This is a genomic window from Ruegeria sp. YTSC106, from assembly GCF_059609765.1.
In genome coordinates this window covers 38122-57810 of record NZ_JBXWMI010000001.1, presented here as the reverse complement: position 1 = coordinate 57810, position 19689 = coordinate 38122, and the positions used below count along the sequence as shown (strand labels likewise).

General features: G+C 58.6%; 19 protein-coding genes. 15 read left to right on the top strand and 4 right to left on the bottom strand.

The annotated features are described in order from the left end of the window. Nucleotides 1-7: 7 nt before the first annotated feature. The 3 genes from AC2FEB_RS00260 to AC2FEB_RS00250 are packed head-to-tail and all read right to left on the bottom strand — an operon-like array spanning nucleotide 8 to nucleotide 2656. Nucleotides 8-817, bottom strand: a complete 810-nt coding sequence (locus AC2FEB_RS00260; protein WP_496670860.1) for a CbbQ/NirQ/NorQ/GpvN family protein — start codon at nucleotides 815-817, stop codon at nucleotides 8-10. A 5-nt stretch (nucleotides 818-822) separates the two neighbouring features. Beyond that, nucleotides 823-2190, bottom strand: a complete 1368-nt coding sequence (locus tag AC2FEB_RS00255) for a cbb3-type cytochrome c oxidase subunit I (protein ID WP_171169762.1) — start codon at nucleotides 2188-2190, stop codon at nucleotides 823-825. A 16-nt stretch (nucleotides 2191-2206) separates the two neighbouring features. Then, the gene (locus tag AC2FEB_RS00250) at nucleotides 2207-2656 is read right to left on the bottom strand and encodes a c-type cytochrome (RefSeq protein WP_117873455.1); all 450 of its coding nucleotides are present in this window, start codon (nucleotides 2654-2656) and stop codon (nucleotides 2207-2209) included. 325 nt (nucleotides 2657-2981) lie between these two features. On the opposite strand from AC2FEB_RS00250, the gene AC2FEB_RS00245 reads away from it, so the two are divergent. Next, nucleotides 2982-4094, top strand: a complete 1113-nt coding sequence (locus tag AC2FEB_RS00245; protein WP_496670863.1) for a Hint domain-containing protein — start codon at nucleotides 2982-2984, stop codon at nucleotides 4092-4094. Between the two features lie 18 nt (nucleotides 4095-4112). Here AC2FEB_RS00245 and AC2FEB_RS00240 read toward each other — a convergent pair whose 3' ends face one another. Further along, nucleotides 4113-5309, bottom strand: a complete 1197-nt coding sequence (locus AC2FEB_RS00240) for an NnrS family protein (RefSeq protein WP_496670866.1) — start codon at nucleotides 5307-5309, stop codon at nucleotides 4113-4115. A gap of 246 nt (nucleotides 5310-5555) precedes the next feature. Here AC2FEB_RS00240 and AC2FEB_RS00235 point away from each other — a divergent pair, with 246 nt between their 5' ends. The 14 genes from AC2FEB_RS00235 to AC2FEB_RS00170 all read left to right on the top strand — a co-directional run bounded on the left by AC2FEB_RS00235 (nucleotide 5556) and on the right by AC2FEB_RS00170 (nucleotide 19680). Further along, nucleotides 5556-7232: a cytochrome D1 domain-containing protein gene (locus AC2FEB_RS00235; protein ID WP_496670869.1), complete on the top strand. Its 1677-nt coding sequence runs from the start codon at nucleotides 5556-5558 to the stop codon at nucleotides 7230-7232. 124 nt (nucleotides 7233-7356) lie between these two features. Then, nucleotides 7357-9141 carry a NapC/NirT family cytochrome c gene (locus AC2FEB_RS00230; RefSeq protein WP_496670871.1) on the top strand — a complete coding sequence of 595 codons (1785 nt, stop codon included), beginning with the start codon at nucleotides 7357-7359 and terminating at the stop codon, nucleotides 9139-9141. A 53-nt stretch (nucleotides 9142-9194) separates the two neighbouring features. Beyond that, a complete protein-coding gene (locus tag AC2FEB_RS00225; RefSeq protein WP_496670874.1) occupies nucleotides 9195-9596 on the top strand; it encodes a cupredoxin domain-containing protein in 402 nt (133 codons plus the stop codon). Between the two features lie 198 nt (nucleotides 9597-9794). Beyond that, complete coding sequence (gene cobA, locus AC2FEB_RS00220) at nucleotides 9795-10556, top strand: uroporphyrinogen-III C-methyltransferase (RefSeq protein WP_496670876.1); 762 nt, start codon at nucleotides 9795-9797, stop codon at nucleotides 10554-10556. After that, nucleotides 10549-10932, top strand: coding sequence for a c-type cytochrome (locus tag AC2FEB_RS00215; protein WP_496670877.1), 384 nt, complete (start codon nucleotides 10549-10551; stop codon nucleotides 10930-10932). The genes cobA and AC2FEB_RS00215 overlap by 8 nt, the downstream gene beginning before the upstream one ends. Next, nucleotides 10929-12074 carry a cytochrome D1 domain-containing protein gene (locus tag AC2FEB_RS00210; RefSeq protein ID WP_496670879.1) on the top strand — a complete coding sequence of 382 codons (1146 nt, stop codon included), beginning with the start codon at nucleotides 10929-10931 and terminating at the stop codon, nucleotides 12072-12074. The genes AC2FEB_RS00215 and AC2FEB_RS00210 overlap by 4 nt, the downstream gene beginning before the upstream one ends. A 3-nt stretch (nucleotides 12075-12077) precedes the next feature. Beyond that, nucleotides 12078-13067, top strand: a complete 990-nt coding sequence (gene ahbB, locus AC2FEB_RS00205) for a siroheme decarboxylase subunit beta (protein ID WP_117873474.1) — start codon at nucleotides 12078-12080, stop codon at nucleotides 13065-13067. Next, complete coding sequence (locus tag AC2FEB_RS00200; RefSeq protein ID WP_496670882.1) at nucleotides 13064-13513, top strand: Lrp/AsnC family transcriptional regulator; 450 nt, start codon at nucleotides 13064-13066, stop codon at nucleotides 13511-13513. Before ahbB (AC2FEB_RS00205) ends, AC2FEB_RS00200 begins: the two co-directional genes overlap by 4 nt. Continuing rightward, complete coding sequence (gene ahbB / locus AC2FEB_RS00195; protein ID WP_117873478.1) at nucleotides 13510-13992, top strand: siroheme decarboxylase subunit beta; 483 nt, start codon at nucleotides 13510-13512, stop codon at nucleotides 13990-13992. The genes AC2FEB_RS00200 and ahbB (AC2FEB_RS00195) overlap by 4 nt, the downstream gene beginning before the upstream one ends. Nucleotides 13993-13995: 3 nt before the next feature. After that, nucleotides 13996-15210, top strand: coding sequence for a heme d1 biosynthesis radical SAM protein NirJ (gene nirJ / locus AC2FEB_RS00190; RefSeq protein WP_496670885.1), 1215 nt, complete (start codon nucleotides 13996-13998; stop codon nucleotides 15208-15210). Further along, a complete protein-coding gene (locus AC2FEB_RS00185; RefSeq protein WP_496670888.1) occupies nucleotides 15185-16738 on the top strand; it encodes a cytochrome D1 domain-containing protein in 1554 nt (517 codons plus the stop codon). The genes nirJ and AC2FEB_RS00185 overlap by 26 nt, the downstream gene beginning before the upstream one ends. After that, nucleotides 16695-16958, top strand: a complete 264-nt coding sequence (locus AC2FEB_RS00180; protein WP_171169778.1) for a hypothetical protein — start codon at nucleotides 16695-16697, stop codon at nucleotides 16956-16958. The genes AC2FEB_RS00185 and AC2FEB_RS00180 overlap by 44 nt, the downstream gene beginning before the upstream one ends. Nucleotides 16959-17047: 89 nt before the next feature. Continuing rightward, the gene (locus AC2FEB_RS00175) at nucleotides 17048-17512 is read left to right on the top strand and encodes a DUF2946 family protein (RefSeq protein ID WP_496670893.1); all 465 of its coding nucleotides are present in this window, start codon (nucleotides 17048-17050) and stop codon (nucleotides 17510-17512) included. Nucleotides 17513-17556: 44 nt separating this feature from the next. Continuing rightward, nucleotides 17557-19680 carry a 4Fe-4S binding protein gene (locus AC2FEB_RS00170; RefSeq protein ID WP_496670994.1) on the top strand — a complete coding sequence of 708 codons (2124 nt, stop codon included), beginning with the start codon at nucleotides 17557-17559 and terminating at the stop codon, nucleotides 19678-19680. Nucleotides 19681-19689: the final 9 nt, after the last annotated feature.

The following is a 19689-nucleotide window of genomic DNA, read 5'->3' as shown; positions in this document are numbered from 1 at the left end:
GCCGGCCTCACCCAAAGACGGCGGTGACAAGATCGAGGAGCCCGCGTTTGATATCCTCGTCATCGGTGAGAGGTTCGATCATGGCGGCAAGGATGGCGCGGTCAGTGGACATGCCCTGCGCGATCAGCGTCGCAGCATAGACGACCAGCCGGGTGGATACACCTTCCTCGAGGTCCTGACCCTTGAGCCCGCGCAACTTGCCCGCCAGCCGCACCAGCGGCTTGCAGCGTTCCAGCGGCAGGCCGCTTTCCTCCGCGACCACCTCGGCCTCCAACTCGGGCGAGGGAAAGTCGAATTCCAACGAGATGAACCGTTGCCGGGTCGAGGGTTTGAGGGTTTTCAGGATGTTTTGGTAGCCGGGGTTGTACGAAGCCACCAGCATGAAGCCGGGCGCGGCCTCAAGTTCTTCGCTGGTTCGGTCGATCGGCAAGATGCGCCGGTCGTCGGTCAGTGGGTGCAGAACGACAGTGACGTCCTTGCGGGCTTCGACAACCTCGTCAAGATAGCAGATCGCGCCTTCGCGCACCGCGCGGGTCAGGGGGCCATCGACCCAAACGGTTTCTCCGCCCTTCAGTAGATAGCGTCCGATCAGGTCGGCGGCGGCGAGATCGTCGTGGCACGCCACGGTATAGAGCGGGCGGCCAAGTTTCGCAGCCATATGGGCCACAAACCGGGTCTTGCCGCAGCCCGTCGGTCCTTTCAGCAAGACCGGCAGGTCGTTGTTGTAGGCGGCGGTGAACACATCGCATTCATCACCTTGGGCGAGGTAGAAGGGGGCGTTTGCCGCCCCCTCTTTCAGGTTCATGGAGCCATCCATATCCATCACTCCGCAGGGGTTTCGGCTGCGCCGGGTTCAATGACCTCTTTCCGGGGAACCCAGATCGAGTAGATGAACAGCAACGCTCCAAGAACCACGACCACACCGGAGCCAAGACGCATCCAGTAGAAGATCGCGATTTGGTCTTGCACGTCCATGAAGTAGTCACCGACCACACGCTGCATGTGCGTCTGCACGGTTCCACCGAAGGTCAGGACGAAGGTCATGAAGACCATGCCGCTGGTCATCAGCCAGAACGAACCCATATTCAGAACCTGATTATAGGGATCACGGTTCTTGAGGATCGGCATCGCGTAGCTGAAGATAGCCAGATTGAGGCAGACATAGGCTCCGTAGAAGGCCAGGTGCCCGTGTGCCGCGGTGATCTGCGTACCGTGGGTGTAGTAGTTCACCCCGTGCAGCGTGTGCAGGAAGCCCCAGACACCGGCGCCGAAGAAGGCCAGCGTGGCACAGCCCAGCGACCACAGCAGCGCGGCCTTGTTGGGGTGGTCCCGACGGCCCTTCCAGACCATGACGAAGGCAAAGGCCATCATCGCGAAGAACGGGATCACCTCGAGGCTCGAGAAGATCGACCCGATCCACTGCCAGTATGCAGGTGTGCCGATCCAGTAGTAGTGGTGGCCGGTGCCGAGGATGCCCGAGAACAGCGCGGCGGCGACGATGACATAGAGCCATTTTTCGACCACCTCACGGTCAACACCGGTCAGCTTCAGCATCAGGTAGGCCAGGATCGAGGCCATGATCAGCTCCCACACACCTTCGACCCACAGGTGGACGACATACCACCAGTATTGCTTGTCCAGCGACAGGTTGCCCGGGTTGTAGAAGGCAAACAGGAATAGCAGCGCCAGACCCCAAAGGCCCAACAGCAGGATATTTGTGATCGCGGTTTTCTTACCTTTCAGCACTGTCATCGACACGTTGTAAAGGAAGATCAGCGCGGCCACGACGATGCCGGCCTTGACCCATTTGGGCTGCTCAAGGAACTCGCGCCCCTCCTTGCCCAGCAGCCAGTTGCCTTCGAACAGGTTGAAGACGTAGGTCACAACCACGCCCAACGTCCCGACCACAAGGATGATCAACTGCAGATAAGCCAGCTTGGGCGAATGTATCTCGCGCTCGGCCTCTTCCGGGATCAGGAAATAGGCGGCCCCGAAAAAGCCCAGAATAAGCCAGACGATCAGAGAGTTGGTGTGCAGCATCCGCACGATGTTGAACGGCAGAAGCTCACTCAGGAAATTGGGGAATACATAGATGAAACCGGCCAGAAGGCCGCCAATCACCTGTATCGCGAACAACGCCATGGCTACCGCAAAGTAGGCATAGGCGATTTTTTGGGATTCGTATTTCATTGCTCCGTTCCCTTTCTCAGCCTGCCTCGTTGGGCGGCCAGCCCTGTGCGTCGATATTGTCCGTCCAGATCAGGAAGTTGGTCAGGTCACGGATCTCTTCGTCGCTGAGGTTGAAATTGGGCATTTGTCGACGACCGGGAATGCCGGTCGGTTGTGCTTCCATCCAGCCCTTAAGGGATTCAAAGGCTGATTCCGGGTCGTCCAGCACGCCCCAGCGTGTCATCACGTTGCCGACTTCGGGGGCAAAGTAGGCCCCTTCACCCAGAATCGAATGACAGTTCACACAGGCGTGTTTTTCCCAGACATGTTTACCCCGAACCACACTATCATCGAGTTTCGCGGCATTTTCGGAATTGACGATATACCAGTGGGAGTGGGCCGAAAGGGCCAAAAAGATGAGAATGAAGAACAGTGACCCGCCATAAAAAATATTGCGGGCCATGCTCTTTGTCATGACGTCTCGCATCGCGCTCTCCTTTGCGCAGATTAGCTAGTGAGAGCAACATGCCGGGCGGGAGCCGGCGATGCCTTAACGAAAGTCAAGGCCTGTCACGAGATCAACCGGACGGTTCAGAATTGAGCGATTTGGACCCGCTGATCGTCAGGAGAAAATGACCTGCCAATCAATTTGCGAACAGCATTTCTTTTTGAGTGTTCTCTCCATTGTATGGCCTTTAAATTGACGCAAGTTTTTGCCAAGCAGTATGAAAGGAAGGAGAGTCATCGCACTTTCCTTACTGTGGGTAAGATTTCCGGTGCCTCGGTAGCGCCAATGGTTAAAAGGTACGAGTATGGCAAACTATTCCTATATTGGTTACGCCCCCGGGGTCATTACGGTCGATTTTAATTTTGGCCCCGACTTCATTACGCTTGACCCCAATTTCGATCCCGCAACAGACCGTCGTGTATTTGATGTCACCGATGCAGCTGGCGGAACGATCCTGAACGGGGCGAACCCTCTGCCCGATACTGGCACTGTGTTCAATGGTGACCGCTTCAATAACGAAAACGGTGACGACGCCACGCAAACTGGTGTGGTGACCAACCTGAACGGATCGACTACTTTTGCCAACGGAGACATCTACCTTGAAGAATCCTACTCCCTGACCAATCCAGCAGGCGGGACGATTGACGTGTTTCGGGTCGAAGTTGAAGGCACATTGGTTGGCTACATCACGTCCGAGCCTCTGGTTCCGGGTCTGACCTATACATTCCAAGCTTCGAACGTTACTCCGACCAACGCCCCTGACACTACGGATCCCTCCGCGATTGTCGATGTACCGTGCTTTGTGGCGGGAACACGGATCATGGCCCCGACCGGTCCAACACCAGTCGAGGATCTGAAAGTTGGCGATGTGGTTTTGACCGCAGACAATGGGCCGCAACACATACGTTGGATTGGCACGCGACATCTGGACCAAGCGGCGCTTCGCACCCGTCTGAGGCTGAAGCCCATCCGGATCGAGGCCGGTTCACTGGGCGATCAGTTGCCCCAGCGCGATCTGTTCGTGTCACCGCAACACCGTATGCTGGTCCGGTCCCCGATTGCCGTCAGATTGTTCGACGCCGAAGAAGTTCTTGTTCCTGCTCACATTCTTGTGGGCGTTCCTGGCATTTCGGTCGCCGAAGACACTTGTGCGGTGACCTATGTCCATCTTTTGTTCGACCGTCATGAAATCATCTATGCAGAAGGCGCACCTTCCGAAAGCCTGCTCACCGGCGCGCAGGCCCTGTCCAGTGTTCACCCTGACGCGCGGTCAGAAATTCTTGAACTGTTCCCTGAATTGGGTCAGCGCAATTACGTTCCGCCGGCCGCACGACGGATACCGGATAAAGGGAAACGTGCCCGTGCGCTGATCCGTCGCCATATCAAAAACGAGCGGCCTCTGATCGCTGGAAGATAAGTTCAGTCTGAATAAGCTTCAGGTTTGTTTCACGGCACGGGGGCCCGTCAGGGCAGGCCACATGGCAAACAGGTACAGTCCTGTTGCGGCGATCCAAAACCCGTCTGCGGTCAGCATCGCTGTCATGTAACCTCCCGCCAGTCCGGACCCCAGCCAACGCACAAGCGCAGCACCCGCCATCAAGCCATAGGCAATCGCCATGGGCTTTGGCGCGACAAGGGGACGACCGCTGTGGCCCAAGGCGGCGCGACTCATGACGGCAAGGGTCATGCCGCCAACGCAACCGATGCCCAGAACGTGGAGCGCGCCGATCTCATTTCCCATTCCATTGGCTGCCAACCCCCAAAGAATCAGACCCAAGGCCAGCATCCCGAGGCCCAGATGCAGGGCGATCAGGATCGGTTGACGCAAAGCCCATCCGGTTCTCCAACGCGCCATGCGCATCATTTGAACACCACCCATCGCCAGGGCAACGCTTCCCGCAAGAGGCCCAACATCAAGTGCAAGCACAAGCAGGGGCAGCAGCAGTGCCAGAATCATCGTCGCCCTGTCCAACCAGGCCACAGATACCGGCCACGATGCTTCGGGTTGACCAGCTCTCTTCATTGCATTGCGGGTAAAAGCTGGCGTAATCCGGCCGCCCAGGATCGCAATCATCGAACACAAGGTCAAAAGCCCGGCCCGGATGCCGGTGTTCAGTGTATCCACCGTGACCCCCATCCATTCCAAGTGAACCATTACATTCGAGGCCAGAAGCAAAACCAGAAGATACAGAAACACCACATTCTGAGGCTTGGGCCGACGGACCAGTTGACTGGCAATCTTCAGCGCCAGAATGGGAACAAAACTCAGGTCCACGATCGCGACGACCATGGGTGACAACGCTCCGGAAAACCAGACCGTCAGGCGCCCGGCCATCCAGATCAATGCGACTAGCGTGATAAAACGGGCCCGCGCCTCGGGCGCACCAGTCCAGTTCGGCACGGCGGTCAGAAAGAAGCCGCCCAGAGCGGCCGTTGCATATCCAAAAATCATCTCATGAGCGTGCCACATGACCGGGGGCATGGCGTAGCTTTGTTCCATGTAAGGCATCAGCCCGTCCAGCGACGCCAACCACACGCCCCACGCGACCCCTGCAAACACACCATAAAGACCCGCCGAGAGGAAAAAGACCCGGAACCCTTCACTGAAAACACGTGCGATTACAGCTGTCATGCCTGCTCTCCATAGCTTTTCCCGCCGTTGAGCAATGTGTAGTTCCTTCACGACGCGGCGCCCTTAACCGAAATCAAGACAAGGCTTAAAGATGCGATAAAAACACAAGATTTATTGAGGGGTTTTGACCTGAGTTTTCTGCCCAAAGTGCCCAGACTTCGCCCTTCCCGTTGACTTTGGTCAAGGATGACATCCTCGTGATGTTTCACTCTCGGCGGTGCCTCACCACGCATATGGAGAGTGATCATGTCACTTGGAATCAGCTACAACAAAACCGGCCGCGCCTTCGGGGTCGGATTGGCAATGTTGTTGGGCAGCGTCGCTGCTCCGACATTCGCCGAAGAGCCAACATTAAGCGATGAAGCCTTTGAGGCTTCCAAGCAGCTTTACTTTGAACAATGCGCAGGTTGTCACGGCGTTCTGCGTAAAGGCGCTACAGGCAAAAGCCTTGAACCGCATTGGAAAAAGACCGCGGCCGACGGTACCGTAACCGAAGGCGGCACCCTGCAATTGGGCCAGGAACGTCTTGAGAAGATCATCGCCTGGGGGACCGAGGGCGGTATGAACAACTTCTCGGACATCATGACCGAGCAGGAAATCAAGGATATGGCGACCTATATCCAGATGGAGGCCCCAAAGCCGCCGGAAATGTCGCTGGAACAGATGATGGCGACCCGCAAGGTCTATGTCGAGGAAGAGGATTATCCGACCGAGCCCCTTCATGGCCGCAACTGGGAAAACTTCTTTGTCGTCATCGAACGTGACGTGGGCAAGGTGGCCGTGATCGACGGTGACACCAAAGAGGTGCTGACCCATATCCCGACCGGTTATGCGGTGCACGTTCTGAAAGCATCCGAGCACCATGCGCTGGAAGAGCCGGAACAGCCCGGGCGCTTCTGGTACACCATGGGACGCGACGGCAAGATGACCAAGATCGACCTCTGGCAGACGCCGGACAAGATGTTGGTTTCCGAGGTCAAGATTGCCTATGACGCGCGCGACGTTGCCGTATCCGGCGATGGCAAATATGTCATCGGTGGGGGCTACTGGCCGCCGCACTTTGCAATCGTTGATGCCCAGACCATGGAACCGGTCAAGGTCGTTTCGACCCGCGGTGTGAACGTCGACGGTGACTATGTGGAAGAGGCCCGCGTGGCCGCGATCTATACCACTCCGAACGAGCCCACCTGGATTGTCGCGGTGAAAGAGCTGGGGCAACTGTGGCAGGTCGATTATACCGATCTGGACAATCTGCGGATCGATAAGATCGACAGCGCCAAATTCCTGCATGACGGGTTCTTTGACCCGACAGGCCGGTATTTCCAGATCGCCGCAAACGCGTCGAACAAGATGGTGGTTGTCGATACCGAAACCCACAAGCTTGAGGCGATGATCGACACAGCCGCATTGCCGCACCCAGGTCCGGGGGCCAACTGGGTTGACCCGAACTGTGGCCCGGTTGCTGGTACGACCCACCTTGGCGTTGGCACCGTGACAGTCTGGGGTAACGACCCCGAGAACCGTCCGGACGATGCCTGGAAGGTCTGCTACGAAGTGGAAACCGACGGCCCCGGCCTGTTTGTCCGCACCCACCCGAATTCGGATTACATCTGGGCTGACCAGACCAAGCATCCCGAACCGGAAGTGCAGCAATCCGTGCAGGTCATCTCGAAAGAGACCGGCGAGATCGTGAAAACGATCCAGATTACCGAGGACGAAGGCAGCGCCGCTGTTCACTTCGAATTCAATGCTGACGGTACCGAGGTCTGGGTTTCCAAATGGAACCTGTCGGACTCGAAAGAACCCAATGGTCAGATCGTGATCTTCGACGCCAAGACGCTGGAAGAAATTGGTCGCATCGAAGGGCTTTATGCCCCGACCGGCAAGTTCAACGTCTACAACCGTTCGAACCACGTCACCTGACGCGTTCGCAACCATCACCGGAAAGGGCGGGCCCCTCGCCCGCCCTTTCCTCGTTTGAGACATCAGCCAAACTCACCGGCCTGCCACCCAAGGCCAGACAAGACAGCCAAAACGGAGCCCGGATATGACCTCCGAACCGGATAAGAAAAAACCGATCTGGCGCCGGTATTTCCTGTGGGGAATGCCTGTGGCCGGTATCGCCGCGGCCTTTGCCGCCGGCATCATCTTCTGGGGCGGGTTCAACACTGCCATGGAAGCCACCAACACCAAGGATTTCTGTATCTCGTGCCATGAGATGCGCGATTTCGTCTATGAGGAATATACCGGCACGATCCACGATGTGAACCGCTCGGGCGTGGGCGCTGTCTGTTCCGACTGCCACGTGCCCAAGGACTGGACGCACAAGATGATCCGCAAGATCAAGGCGTCAAAAGAGCTCTATGGCAAGATGGTCGGTACCATCAACACCCGCGAAAAGTTCGAGGCCAAGCGTGTGCATCTGGCGATGAACGAGTGGGAACGGATGAAGGCGACCGACTCGCGCGAATGCCGCAACTGCCACGACTTTGAGTCGATGATGCCCGAGTTCCAGAAACCCCGCGCGCGTCAGCAGCACCTGAACGCGATGGAGATCGGCCAGACCTGTATCGACTGTCATAAGGGGATCGCCCACTCGGACGCCCGCGACCGGGCCGAAGAAGAATATCTGGAACAGCTTGAGGCCCCGAACCCGGCCTTTATCCGCCCGATTCCGCTCGAATACATGGCCAGTCTTGAGCGGATCGAAGCTAAGGAAGCTGCAGAAGCCGAGGCGGAAAAAGCAGCCAAGAAAGCTCAGCAGGAGGCGGTCCAGGCACAAATCGCAGCAGCAGTTGACGCGGCTGTGGCCGAAGAGCGCGCCAATGCCTCTGGCGATGCTGCCGCAGCGCCTGCAGGTGGTGGTGGCAATGTCGGTTCAGATATCGACTGGAATGCCGTCGCCGCTGCGGATCTGAAACTGTTCTACCCCGGTCAGGCCTCGTTCGAATGGGTGCAGAATGGTAAATTCCACGGTGGGGCGCGTCCTCTGACCAAAGGTGGAGATCAGTGTACAACCTGCCACGCCAAGGAACTGGACACGATCGGCAACAAGATCGTTGCTGGTGGCGAACTGGAGCCAACACCGATCCCCGGCAAGCGCGGTATCATCGACGCAACCGTTCAGGCGGCCCATGACGACGAGAACCTGTACATTCGTCTTCAATGGCCTGATGCGGGTCACAACCCTGCCCCGTTCGTCGATGGCGGCAAGATGGATCCAGACAACCAGATCAAGGTTGCCATGATGATCACCGGCACCGGTATCGAGCTGGGCGATCAGGTGGGTTGCTGGGCCTCGTGCCACGCTGACAACACGTATATGCCTTTTGCGCCCGAAGCGGATGCGATTGCTGCAAACGCAGAAGTTGCCGGTCGCCTCAGCACACAGGACAGCGTAACCAAATACATCAGCGAAAGTCGCACGGATGTTGAGGTCAAAGGCCGCCGTGGCAAAGCTCTGGGTGGCTGGGACAAGTTGCAGGCCGCAGAACAGATCGAGCAGTATCTGGCCGACGGCACCTATCTTGATCTGATGCGTGTCTACGCTGACGGCAGCGCCACCAACGGCTATCTGCTAGAGCAGCGCGTGGTCAATGATGGTGAAATCGCCGCGTCGGCTGAACTGTCCGGCGGCATGTGGACCGTGGTCTTTACCCGCCCACTGAACTCAGGGACGCCCGGTGATGTGCCGCTGGAAGCAGGCCAGACCTATACCGTCGGCTTTGCCATCCACGACGACTTCGCTGCTGCAAGGTTCCACCACGTGACGCTGAACACCAGCCTGGCACTGGATGACGACAGCGCGTTCATCAACGTGGTCAAACAATAACGGTTCGGGGCCGGTTCATCCGGCCCCACCATTTTGGAAAGGAGACACGGACCATGAAACCCCAACGCCTTCTTCCTGTGCTGTTGCTTCTGGCCGCGCCCGCTTGGGCGGACGAGACCGCCGAAATCTGTGCCGAGGCTGAAGAGCGCTACGTCGAGCTGTTCGGAGAACCCTCGTCCGCTGTCGAGGACGCTGAAGTGGTACTTATGTATGAATACAATTTTTGCCCGTCCGAGTTGACGGTTAAGGCAGGCACAACTGTCCGGTGGGTGAATGTCGACAAACGCACCAGCCACTCAGTTCTGTTGAAAGACGGAAGCAAACCTGAAAGTGATCGCCTGTTCCCGGAGGAATCAGTTGAGCTGACCTTCCTCACGCCAGGCCCACAGGACTATCTGTGCGGCCCGCACTGGGAGACACAGAACATGATCGGAATGATCACCGTCGAACCCTGAAGCAAGGCACAATACAGGCAAGATGAAGGAGCGCGGAGGCAAATCCCGCGCTCCTTAACTTATGTCAAGGAGGTTGGTTATCGAATGGGCCAGTCTTCCCTCAAGACCCGCCCGGCTCACCCAGCAACGTCTTGCAAACGCAACGGATCTGCATGGGACACCGGGTTACGAAGACTTTCAGACCAAGCGAGTTTGCACATGAGCGGTAAGGTATTTCTGATTGGCGCAGGCCCCGGCGATCCCGAACTGATGACCCTGCGCGCACTGCGGATGCTGCAAGAAGCGGACGTAGTGGTTTATGACAGGCTGGTGTCAGCCGACATTCTGAATTTACACGCGGAAGGCGCACGGCTGATCCCTGTCGGCAAAGCCCCCAAATGCCACACCGTTCCGCAGGACCGCATCAACGAAATACTGCTCGAAGAGGCCAGCGCTGGTCACACGGTTGCACGGCTGAAGGGCGGCGACCCCATGATCTTTGGTCGCGGCTCGGAAGAGGCTGCTTACCTGATTGCCCGCAGTGTTGCTGTCGAGTACGCACCGGGCATTACGGCAGCCCAGGGGGCGTCTTGTTCGACGGGTGTGCCGCTGACCCATCGCGGGCTGGCAACCTCGGTTCAATATGTTACCGGGCACAGGCAGGCCGACAAAGTGCTGGATCTGGACTGGAAACGTCTTGCCGATCCGGACTCGACATTGGTGGTTTATATGGGCGTTGCCAATATCGGTCAGATCGCCATGGGGCTGATGACCGAAAACCTGCCGGGCTCGACACCGGTTTTGGCAGTGGGCAAGGCCACAACACCTGATGAGCGTCGTCTTGTGTCACGGCTTGACCAACTGGCCACGGATGTGCGCGCAGCCGAGCTGAAGGCGCCGACGCTGTTTATCATTGGCAAGGTGGTTTCGCTCTATGCCGAACAGCCTTTGACCGAGCTTCTGGAACAGGCCCATGGCTAAGCTGGGCAGAAGAGACCGAGGGATTGACCCAACACGTGCCGGCAGATCGCCGGGGCGGTCGGGATGGACTGGGCGAACCTGCCTGACCATTGCGGTTCTGGCCGCGACCTCCGCCTTCGCGGCTGATGTCATCGACCCCGACACCCTGAAAAGACTTGTGCATCAGGATTGCGGTTCCTGTCACGGCTTGTCCCTGAAGGGCGGCCTTGGTCCTGACCTGCGCAGTGAAACACTGGGCCACTACGACGCGGATGTTTTGACCAGCGTCATCCTTGACGGCATCCCTGACACCGCGATGCCCCCATGGCGGCCTCTGATCAGTGAAGAAGAAGCCGAGTGGATCGCCCGTTACCTGCTGGAACAGGAGTCACAATGAAACGCTTCATCCTTGGCCTTGCAGCCACATTGATGATGTCCACAGCTCAGGCTGAACCAACCGCGACAGGCGATCTTGGCCTCGTCATCGAACGTGCCAAGGGCTCGGTTCTGCTGGTGGATCAATCCGACCGTGCAGCTCTGGCCCGGATTGAGGGGTTGGGCGATCTGTCTCATGCATCTCTGGTCTATTCGCCCGATGAACGGTTTGCCTATGTGTTTGGCCGCGACGGAGGACTGACCAAGATCGACATCGTGACCCGTCAGGTCGTGAACCGCGTCGTGCAGGCCGGAAACGCCATTGGAGGAGCGATTTCGGACGATGGTAAGCTTGTGGCTGTTTCGAACTATGAACCCGGTGGCGTGCGCGTCTTTGATGCGGACACTCTGGAGATGGTCGCTGACATCCCGACCGATAGCAAAACCATCGGCCTGGTCGATGCGCCGGGTCGGCGGTTCGTTTTCACGATGTGGGACACTGGGGAAACCTGGATAGCCGATTTCGCAAAGGGCGCACCAGAGATCACCAAAATCCCGGACATGGGCAAGAACCCCTATGACGCGCTGATTACCGCCAATGGCCGCACCTATATCACCGGCCTGTTTGGCGAGGACGGCCTGACCGCGCTTGATCTGTGGTCCGAATCCCCCGAGCCGATCCGCGTTCTGCCCGATTACGGGCGTGGGCAGGAAGAAATGCCGGTCTACAAGATGCCCCATCTGGAAGGCTGGGCGTTGACCGGGAGCGAGTTTGTTCTGCCCGCCGTTGGCCATCACGAGGTTCTCTGGATCGACGCGGAAACCTTGACCGAAACCGGGCGCACCAAAACCCATGGCCAGCCGGTTTTCGCCATGGCACGTCCCGACGGGCGGCAGGTTTGGGTCAATTTCGCCCACCCGTTGAACGATACGATTCAGGTGATCGACAGCGTCAGCAAAGAGATCATCCACGAATTCAAACCCGGCCCGGCCGTATTGCACATGGAGTTTACGCCGCGCGGGCATGAGGTCTGGATCAGCGTGCGCGACGCCAACAAGGTCATGGTCTACGACACGCATAGCTTTGAAAAACTGCGCGAGATCGATGCAGACAGCCCGTCCGGCATTTTCTTCACTGCTCGCGCCCACAGAACAGGGCTGTAACCGATGCGACATATTACGGACCCGATCGACCGCCGTCTGCTGGACGAGTTTCAACGCGATTTTCCAGTTGCTGAGAGACCGTTTCAGGTGTTGGGTAACGCTCTCGGGCTGGACGAGGCCGAAGTCATTCATCGCCTGTCCCGAATGCGCGCCACAGGCCGCATTACACGGGTTGGTGCAACCATCACGCCCGGCGCGGTGACGGCCAGCACCTTGGCTGCCGTGTCGGCTCCGGAAGATCGGTTGGAGGAGGTCGCCGCCCAGATCGATGCTGAACCCGGCGTGAACCACAATTATCAACGTGAAGACGCGTGGAACCTGTGGTTTGTCGCGACCGGGCCGGATCGCGCGCATGTCAACAATACCCTTGCGCGGATCAGTCGATCCACCGGATTGCAAGTGCTGGACTTGCGGCTGGTGCGTCCTTTCAACGTGGATCTTGGGTTTCGCATGACTGGAGGCACAAAGAACGTGCCCACAGCGCGAAAGGTCGATGCATCTGTCATGCGCGAGGGCGATCGTTGCCTGCTACAGTCTCTGAGTTCCGGGCTATCTTTGGTCTCAGAACCCTACGCCGCTCTGGCTCGTTCGCTGAAACGGGATGTCATCGACGTGATGGAGCGGGTCGAAGCCTTGCATGCCGCCGGAATAATCTCGCGGCTCGGCGTCATCGTGCGTCACCGGGCACTTGGCTGGTCGGCCAATGCGATGGTGGTCTGGGATCTGCCGGCAGAGCGGATCGACACCGCTGGTCCCGCTTTGGCCGCTTACCCAGGGGTGACTTTGTGCTATGAGCGTAATCCGGTGCCCGATGTCTGGCCATATCGCCTGTATTCCATGATCCATGCCAGAACCCGAAGCGAGGCCTTGGAAACATTGGCGGGTGCGATTGCACTGACCGAACTGGCCGGAGCACGGCACAAAGTTCTTTTCTCAACCCGCTGTTTCAAGCAGACCGGAGCGCTGATTCAGGCCAAGGAGGCTGCCGCATGACGCTGGACCAAACGGATCGGGCGATCCTGAATCGCGTGCAAGATGATCTGCCACTGACCTCGCATCCTTACGCAACCGTGGCCGCAGAGCTGGGCCTGTCCGAGGCGGATTTGCTGACGCGTCTGAGCCGCATGAAAGAAGACCGCGTCATCACGCGCTTCGGTCCATTTTTCGACGCCGCGGCCATGGGTGGGGCTTTCTGCCTTTGTGCAATGGCCGTTCCAGCCAAAGATTTCAAAACCGTCCTGACCAAAGTCAATGCACATCCCGAGGTGGCCCATAATTATGAACGTACGCACCGGCTGAACATGTGGTTCGTGCTGGCCACCGAAACACCCGAGGGGATCGAGGCCGCCGCCGATGCCATCGAATGGGAAACGGGGATCTGCGTTCTACGTTTCCCCAAACTTCAGGAATTCTTTATCGGGTTTCGGGTAGCGGCATGATCGACGCAACAGACAGACAGATTATCGAGGCGCTGCAGGGGGGCTTACCCCTGACCCCGGCCCCGTATGTTCAGGTTGCCCACGAGCTGGGGCTGCAGGAAGATGATTTGCTTGAGAGACTGTCATCCCTCAAAGCGCGCGGAGTGATCCGACGGATCGCCGCAGCCCCCAACCACTATAAGCTGGGCATGACATCGAACGGCATGACCGTCTGGGATGTACAGGATGACCTGATCGGCGAACTGGGCGCTCATATCGGGGCCCTGCCCTTCGTCACCCATTGTTATGAACGGCCTCGTGCCCTGCCCGACTGGCCCTACAACCTGTTCGCCATGGTCCACGGCCAGTCGCGCGACGAGGTCGAAGACAAACGCGGCCAGATCGCCGCGATTCTGGGATCGGCCTGCCGGGGCAGCGACATCCTCTATTCCACGCGCATCCTGAAAAAGACCGGGCTGCGCCTGAGACAGAAAGGTTGATACATGTTCCGCCTGACCGAATACATGCATCAGCTGGTCAAACCGACTCCGGTGCGCAAACGTCGCCCCGGCGCGGTAAAGCCGGTTGTGATCTGGAATTTGACGCGGCGCTGTAACCTGAAGTGCCGCCATTGCTACACCGTCTCGGCGGATGTCGCGTTCCCGGGTGAGCTCAGCCATGAGCAAGCCATGGTAACCCTTGAGGATCTGGGCCAATTTCGCGTCCCGGCCCTGATCCTCTCGGGTGGGGAACCGCTGGATCGGTTCGATTTCTTCGACATCGCAAAACGGGCCCGTGATCTGGTGCCAATGCTGGCCTTGTCGACCAACGGCACCCGGATCTACGACGAAACGGCCGATATGATAGCGGATGTCGGATTCAACTACGTCGGCATCTCGCTGGACGGGATTGGAGCGACGAATGACTGGTTCCGTGGCGTCGAGGGCGCTTTTGCTGACGCCCTGCGCGGCGTGCGCGAATGCAAAAAGCGCGGTATCAAGGTCGGCCTGCGGTTCTGCCTGACCGAAGGCACGCAACATCACTTGCCTGACTTGCTGACACTGTGTGACGATGAAGGTGTCGACAAGTTCTACCTGTCTCACCTTGTCTATGCGGGGCGCGGCGACAAGAACCGGGGTGAAGACGCCGAACATCAGCGCACCCGCAAGGGTCTGGACCTGTTGCTGGAACGCGCCTGGGAGGCCGCATCGGGCGGTCGTCCGTTGGATATCGTGACGGGGAACAATGACGCCGACGCGGGATATTTCCTGAACTGGATTCGCGCGCATTTCAACGCCGAAAAAGCGGCACATGTGCGCGAGCACCTGGCCGCGTGGGGCGGAAACTCGAGTGGTTTGGGTGTCGCCAATATCGACAATCTTGGCCGGGTCCACCCGGACACTTATTGGTCCGATTACACAGTCGGCAACGTAAAGACCAAATCGTTTTCCGAACTCTGGACCAGCGATGATCCGATGCTTGCCATGCTCCGCACCCGCCCACGCCCGCTGAAGGGGCGCTGTGGAGCCTGCGAACTCAAGGACGTGTGCGGCGGCAATACCCGCATCCGCGCCTTGCAATTGACCGGTGATCCATGGGCCGAGGATCCAGCCTGTTACCTGACCAACCAGGAAATCGGTGTGGATACCGCAGGTGAGCGCCTTCAGGTCACACCGTTCCGGGGGAAAAGCCATGATCCGGCGCATCAGTTCTTTTAAGACACTCACGGTCAGCACATTATGGTCCGTACTTCTGGCAGGAACCGCATGGGCGGATGCCCCTTCGGACTACGCTGAACATTGTGCTTCATGCCACGGCGAAAACCGTCTGGGCGGAGTTGGCCCCGCGCTGATCCCGGAAACACTCAAGCGCATGCGGGGCCCGCGGGTAGCTGCCGTGATTGCCGAAGGTCGCACGGCGACACAAATGCCCGCATTCTCGCACGAGCTGGATGCTCTGCAAATCGAGGAACTGGCAGGCTGGTTGAAATCGCCGTTGGAATCCGATCCGGAATGGGACGAGGCTGAGATTATGGCCAGCCGGACGCTGGACGAGGAATATGTGCCGGTGGATACACCCGTCTGGGACAGCGACCCAATGAACATCACGCTGGTCGTCGAGACCGGGGATCACCATGTCAGCGTTCTGGACGGGGATACGTTCGAAGTGCTGGACCGGTTCGAAACTCCTTTCGCCGTTCATGGCGGACCGAAATTCAGCCCGGATGGGCGTTACGTCTTCATCATGTCCCGCGATGGGTGGGTTCAGAAGTACGACATTTGGGCACTGAAACAGGTGGGCCGTGTACGTGCCGGCCTGAACAGCCGCAATATCGCCATGTCCGGCGATGGCAAATGGGTGGCTGTGGCGAACTACCTGCCCAACAGCCTGACAGTGTTGTCCACCGAAGACCTTTCAGTCGCAAAGGTCATCGAGGTCAAAAGCAAGAAGGGCCTGCCCAGCCGCGTTTCCGCTGTCTACCAGGCCCCTCCGCGGGAAAGCTTTGTTCTTGCGCTGAAGGATGTGCCCGAGATTTGGGAAGTGTTCTACGGCGCCAATCCCCCGCAATCCGGGCTTGGTCATGACTTCCGCATCGAAGGCCAGTTCAAGAACCCCGACCCCTTCCCGGTGCGCAAGATCACTACGCCTGACTACCTTGACGATTTCTTCTTCGACCAGAGTTATGAATATGTCATGGGAGCGTCCCGCGATGGCAAGGGCGGACAAGTGATTGATCTGGTGATCGGGCACAAGGTGGCCGATCTGGATTTGCCCGGAATGCCACATCTGGGCTCGGGGATCACATGGAAACACGGCGATACGACCGTGATGGCCACGCCGCACCTGACAGACGGCGCCGTGTCGGTGATCGACATGGAAAGCTGGGAAACCGTCAAACGGATCAAGACCGAGGGCCCCGGGTTCTTCATGCGCAGCCATGAGAATTCGCCTTATGTCTGGGCCGACGTTTTCTTCGGCCCCAACAAGGACGCAATGCATGTCATCGACAAGCAAAGCCTTGAAATCGTAAAGACCCTGCGCCCCGCTCCCGGAAAAACCGTGGCCCATGTCGAGTTTACCAGGGATGGCAGCCACGCACTGGTTTCGATCTGGGAAGATGACGGCGCCGTAATCGTCTATGACGCGCAGACGCTGGAAGAGGTCCGCCGCCTGCCGATGCGCAAACCTTCGGGGAAATACAATGTCTGGAACAAGATCACCTTCTCGGAAGGAACCAGCCACTGAGGGGAAATGGCCGGTTTGGAAACTGGCCATTCTGCTGTATCCGGCCACGGCGTTAACCGTGGCCATCAACCTGTTTTTGCTCGGCCTTATCCTGCACAGCGTCGGGTTCGGTGCAATCGAACCGGTTCCGGCAATCCTCTGGTCGATTCCGCTGGGCATTCCTGCGGCATGGTTGGCCGGTCGGTGGTTGCGCGGATTGATGGACGAGGCCGACGGGTAGGTGCAATTTGTCAGGCACCTGACCTAAGTCAAGTCTCCACCTGAGAGAATCCCCTACGGTTCAGAAAAGAACGCCGAGCTGGATTCTCAATGCCTACCTTCCGCCCCCCGCATAGCCTGTTTGATCGCGTGTCCCGCGCGGTGTGCGGTTTGGTGGGTATTTTCCTTTTGCTTTTGCAGATGCTTGGCCCGGTGCTGGCGAGTCCCGGGGACAGCATGTGGATCGAGATCTGCTCGGAGGCAGGGGCGGTCTGGGTTGAAGTGGACCTTGAGGAAGGCACTGATGACCCGACCGCACCTTGCCCGAAATGCGCCGATTGCGCGCTGTGCGCGGTGACAACGGCAGCGCCGCTGCCTGACCAGCCATCGCTGACGCAATCGGGAAATGTACGGATCGTACCCGCTGCAATCGAGGATCTGTGCACTTTGTACAACTCAAGGCGACTGTGGCCCGAAACCCGAGGGCCCCCGTTTGCTACCCAAGAAGAATCTGAACGCGCCCTGCGCGCGTCCGTGGCGCCCACCCTAGCAATCGGAGGTGCGCCGTGGTCGTAAGACACGCAATCCATTTCCTGCTGGCTTTCACCCTGTCCTGCCTGATGGCGATCAGCGCCCATGCCGACAGCCTGGCCAGTTTCCTGCCCGACATCGAACCTGCCGATCTGGCCCCCGGTGCCGATGCCTTTGGCCCGGTGCGCGATGACGTCAAGGTCGCCCCCGTCCTGAAGGGCGGCGAGACCGTTGCCTGGGCATTCCTGACCTCGGACTTTGTTGGCACGACGGGTTATTCAGGCAAACCGATCCACGTCGTTGCCGCCATCGATAACGATGCTGTGTTGACCGGAGTGCAATTGGTCAAGCACTCGGAACCCATCGTGCTGATCGGCATCCCCAATTCCCGCATGGTTGAATTGACCGAAGGCTATGCCGGCCTTGACCTGAAGGTTGAAGCTGAAACCGGGGGTGAGGGGCACGACCTCGACATCATCTCGGGCGCGACCGTCACGATCATGGTGATCGACGACAGCCTTGTGCGTGGCGGCATCAAGGTGGCGCGTGCGTTGGGTCTGGGCGGCTTGTCGCCGTTGCAGGCCGATGGGCCAAAGCGCGAAGTCGATATGGCGCAGAATGCGGTCCATGACTGGTCGACCCTGTCGGGTGACGGCTCGATCCGGCGGTTGACGCTGGATGTCGGGCAGGTCAATGCCGCCTTCGAGGCCACCGGCGACCAGCGCGCGATCAAACGCCCCGAGCCGGGCGAACCGGATGACACCTTCATCGACATGCATATGGCGCTTGTCTCGGTTCCGTCGATCGGAAAATCACTGCTAGGCGACGCCGAATACCAGAACCTTGTGAACTGGTTGGACGAGGGCGAACAGGCCATTCTGGTGCTAGGTCGCGGTACTTACAGCTTCAAGGGGTCGGGCTATGTGCGCGGCGGGATTTTCGATCGAATTCAGTTGATCCAGGGCGACAACTCGGTCCGGTTCTTCGACAAACAGCAAGTACGCCTTGGCAAGGTTGCAGCCCCTGATGCACCCAGTTTCACTGAGCTGGATATCTTCAAGATTCCCGCCGATGCCGAGTTCGACCCGACAGAGCCGTTCCGCCTGCAACTGCTGGTTCAGCGTGCCGTGGGAGCAGTTGAGAAAACCTTTCTGACATTCGATCTGGGCTACAAACTGCCTGACCATTACCTGCTGCCCGTTGCAGCCTCAACGGTTGTAGAGGATGCAACCGGCGAAGCCGCCGCCAAAGCTGCCCTGTGGCAGCGCATCTGGAAGGATCGCACTGTCGAAATTGGCGTTCTTGGCGTCATGCTTCTGGTGCTGACTGCGACGTTTTTCTTCCAATTCCACGCGACGATGAATGCACGGGTCTTCTACTGGTTCCGCATCGGTTATCTGACCATGACCCTGTTCTTCATCGGCTGGTACGCCAACGCGCAGCTGAGCGTGGTGAACCTGATGGCGCTGGCGGGCAGCTTGCGCACCGGGTTCTCCTGGGATGCGTTCCTGCTGGACCCGCTGGTCTTTATCCAGTGGTTCGCTGTCGCTGCCGCGCTGCTGTTCTGGGGGCGTGGCGCCTATTGCGGCTGGTTGTGCCCGTTTGGTGCGTTGCAGGAGCTGACCAACAAGATCGCCCGCGCGCTGAAAGTACCGCAATGGACTCTGCCCTGGGGACTGAACGAGCGCCTGTGGCCTGCAAAATACATGATCTTCCTCGGTCTCTTCGGCCTCAGCTTTGTCTCGATCCCGTTGGCCGAGAAATACGCCGAGGTCGAGCCGTTCAAAACGGCGATCATTCTGAAATTCATGCGCGACTGGCCTTTCGTGGTCTTTGCGCTGGCCCTGCTGGGAATCGGGCTGTTCATCGAACGGTTCTATTGCCGCTATCTCTGCCCGCTGGGCGGAGCACTGGCGATCCCTGCCCGTATCCGCATGTTCGACTGGCTGCGCCGCTACAAGGATTGTGGCACGCCCTGTCAAACCTGCGCCAATGAATGCCCCGTTCAGGCGATCCATCCCACCGGTGAGATCAATCCGAACGAGTGCGTCACCTGCCTGCATTGTCAGGTGCTCTACCAGTCCGAGGACAAATGTCCCGTCGTTATCCGCCAACTGAAACGGCGGGCCAAGACAGGGTCGGTCCAACCAAAGACCCCCCTCGGACAACCACCGGCGAACCATCCGAACGCCAAACCGCAATCCGTTTCCTAAAAGGAGGAA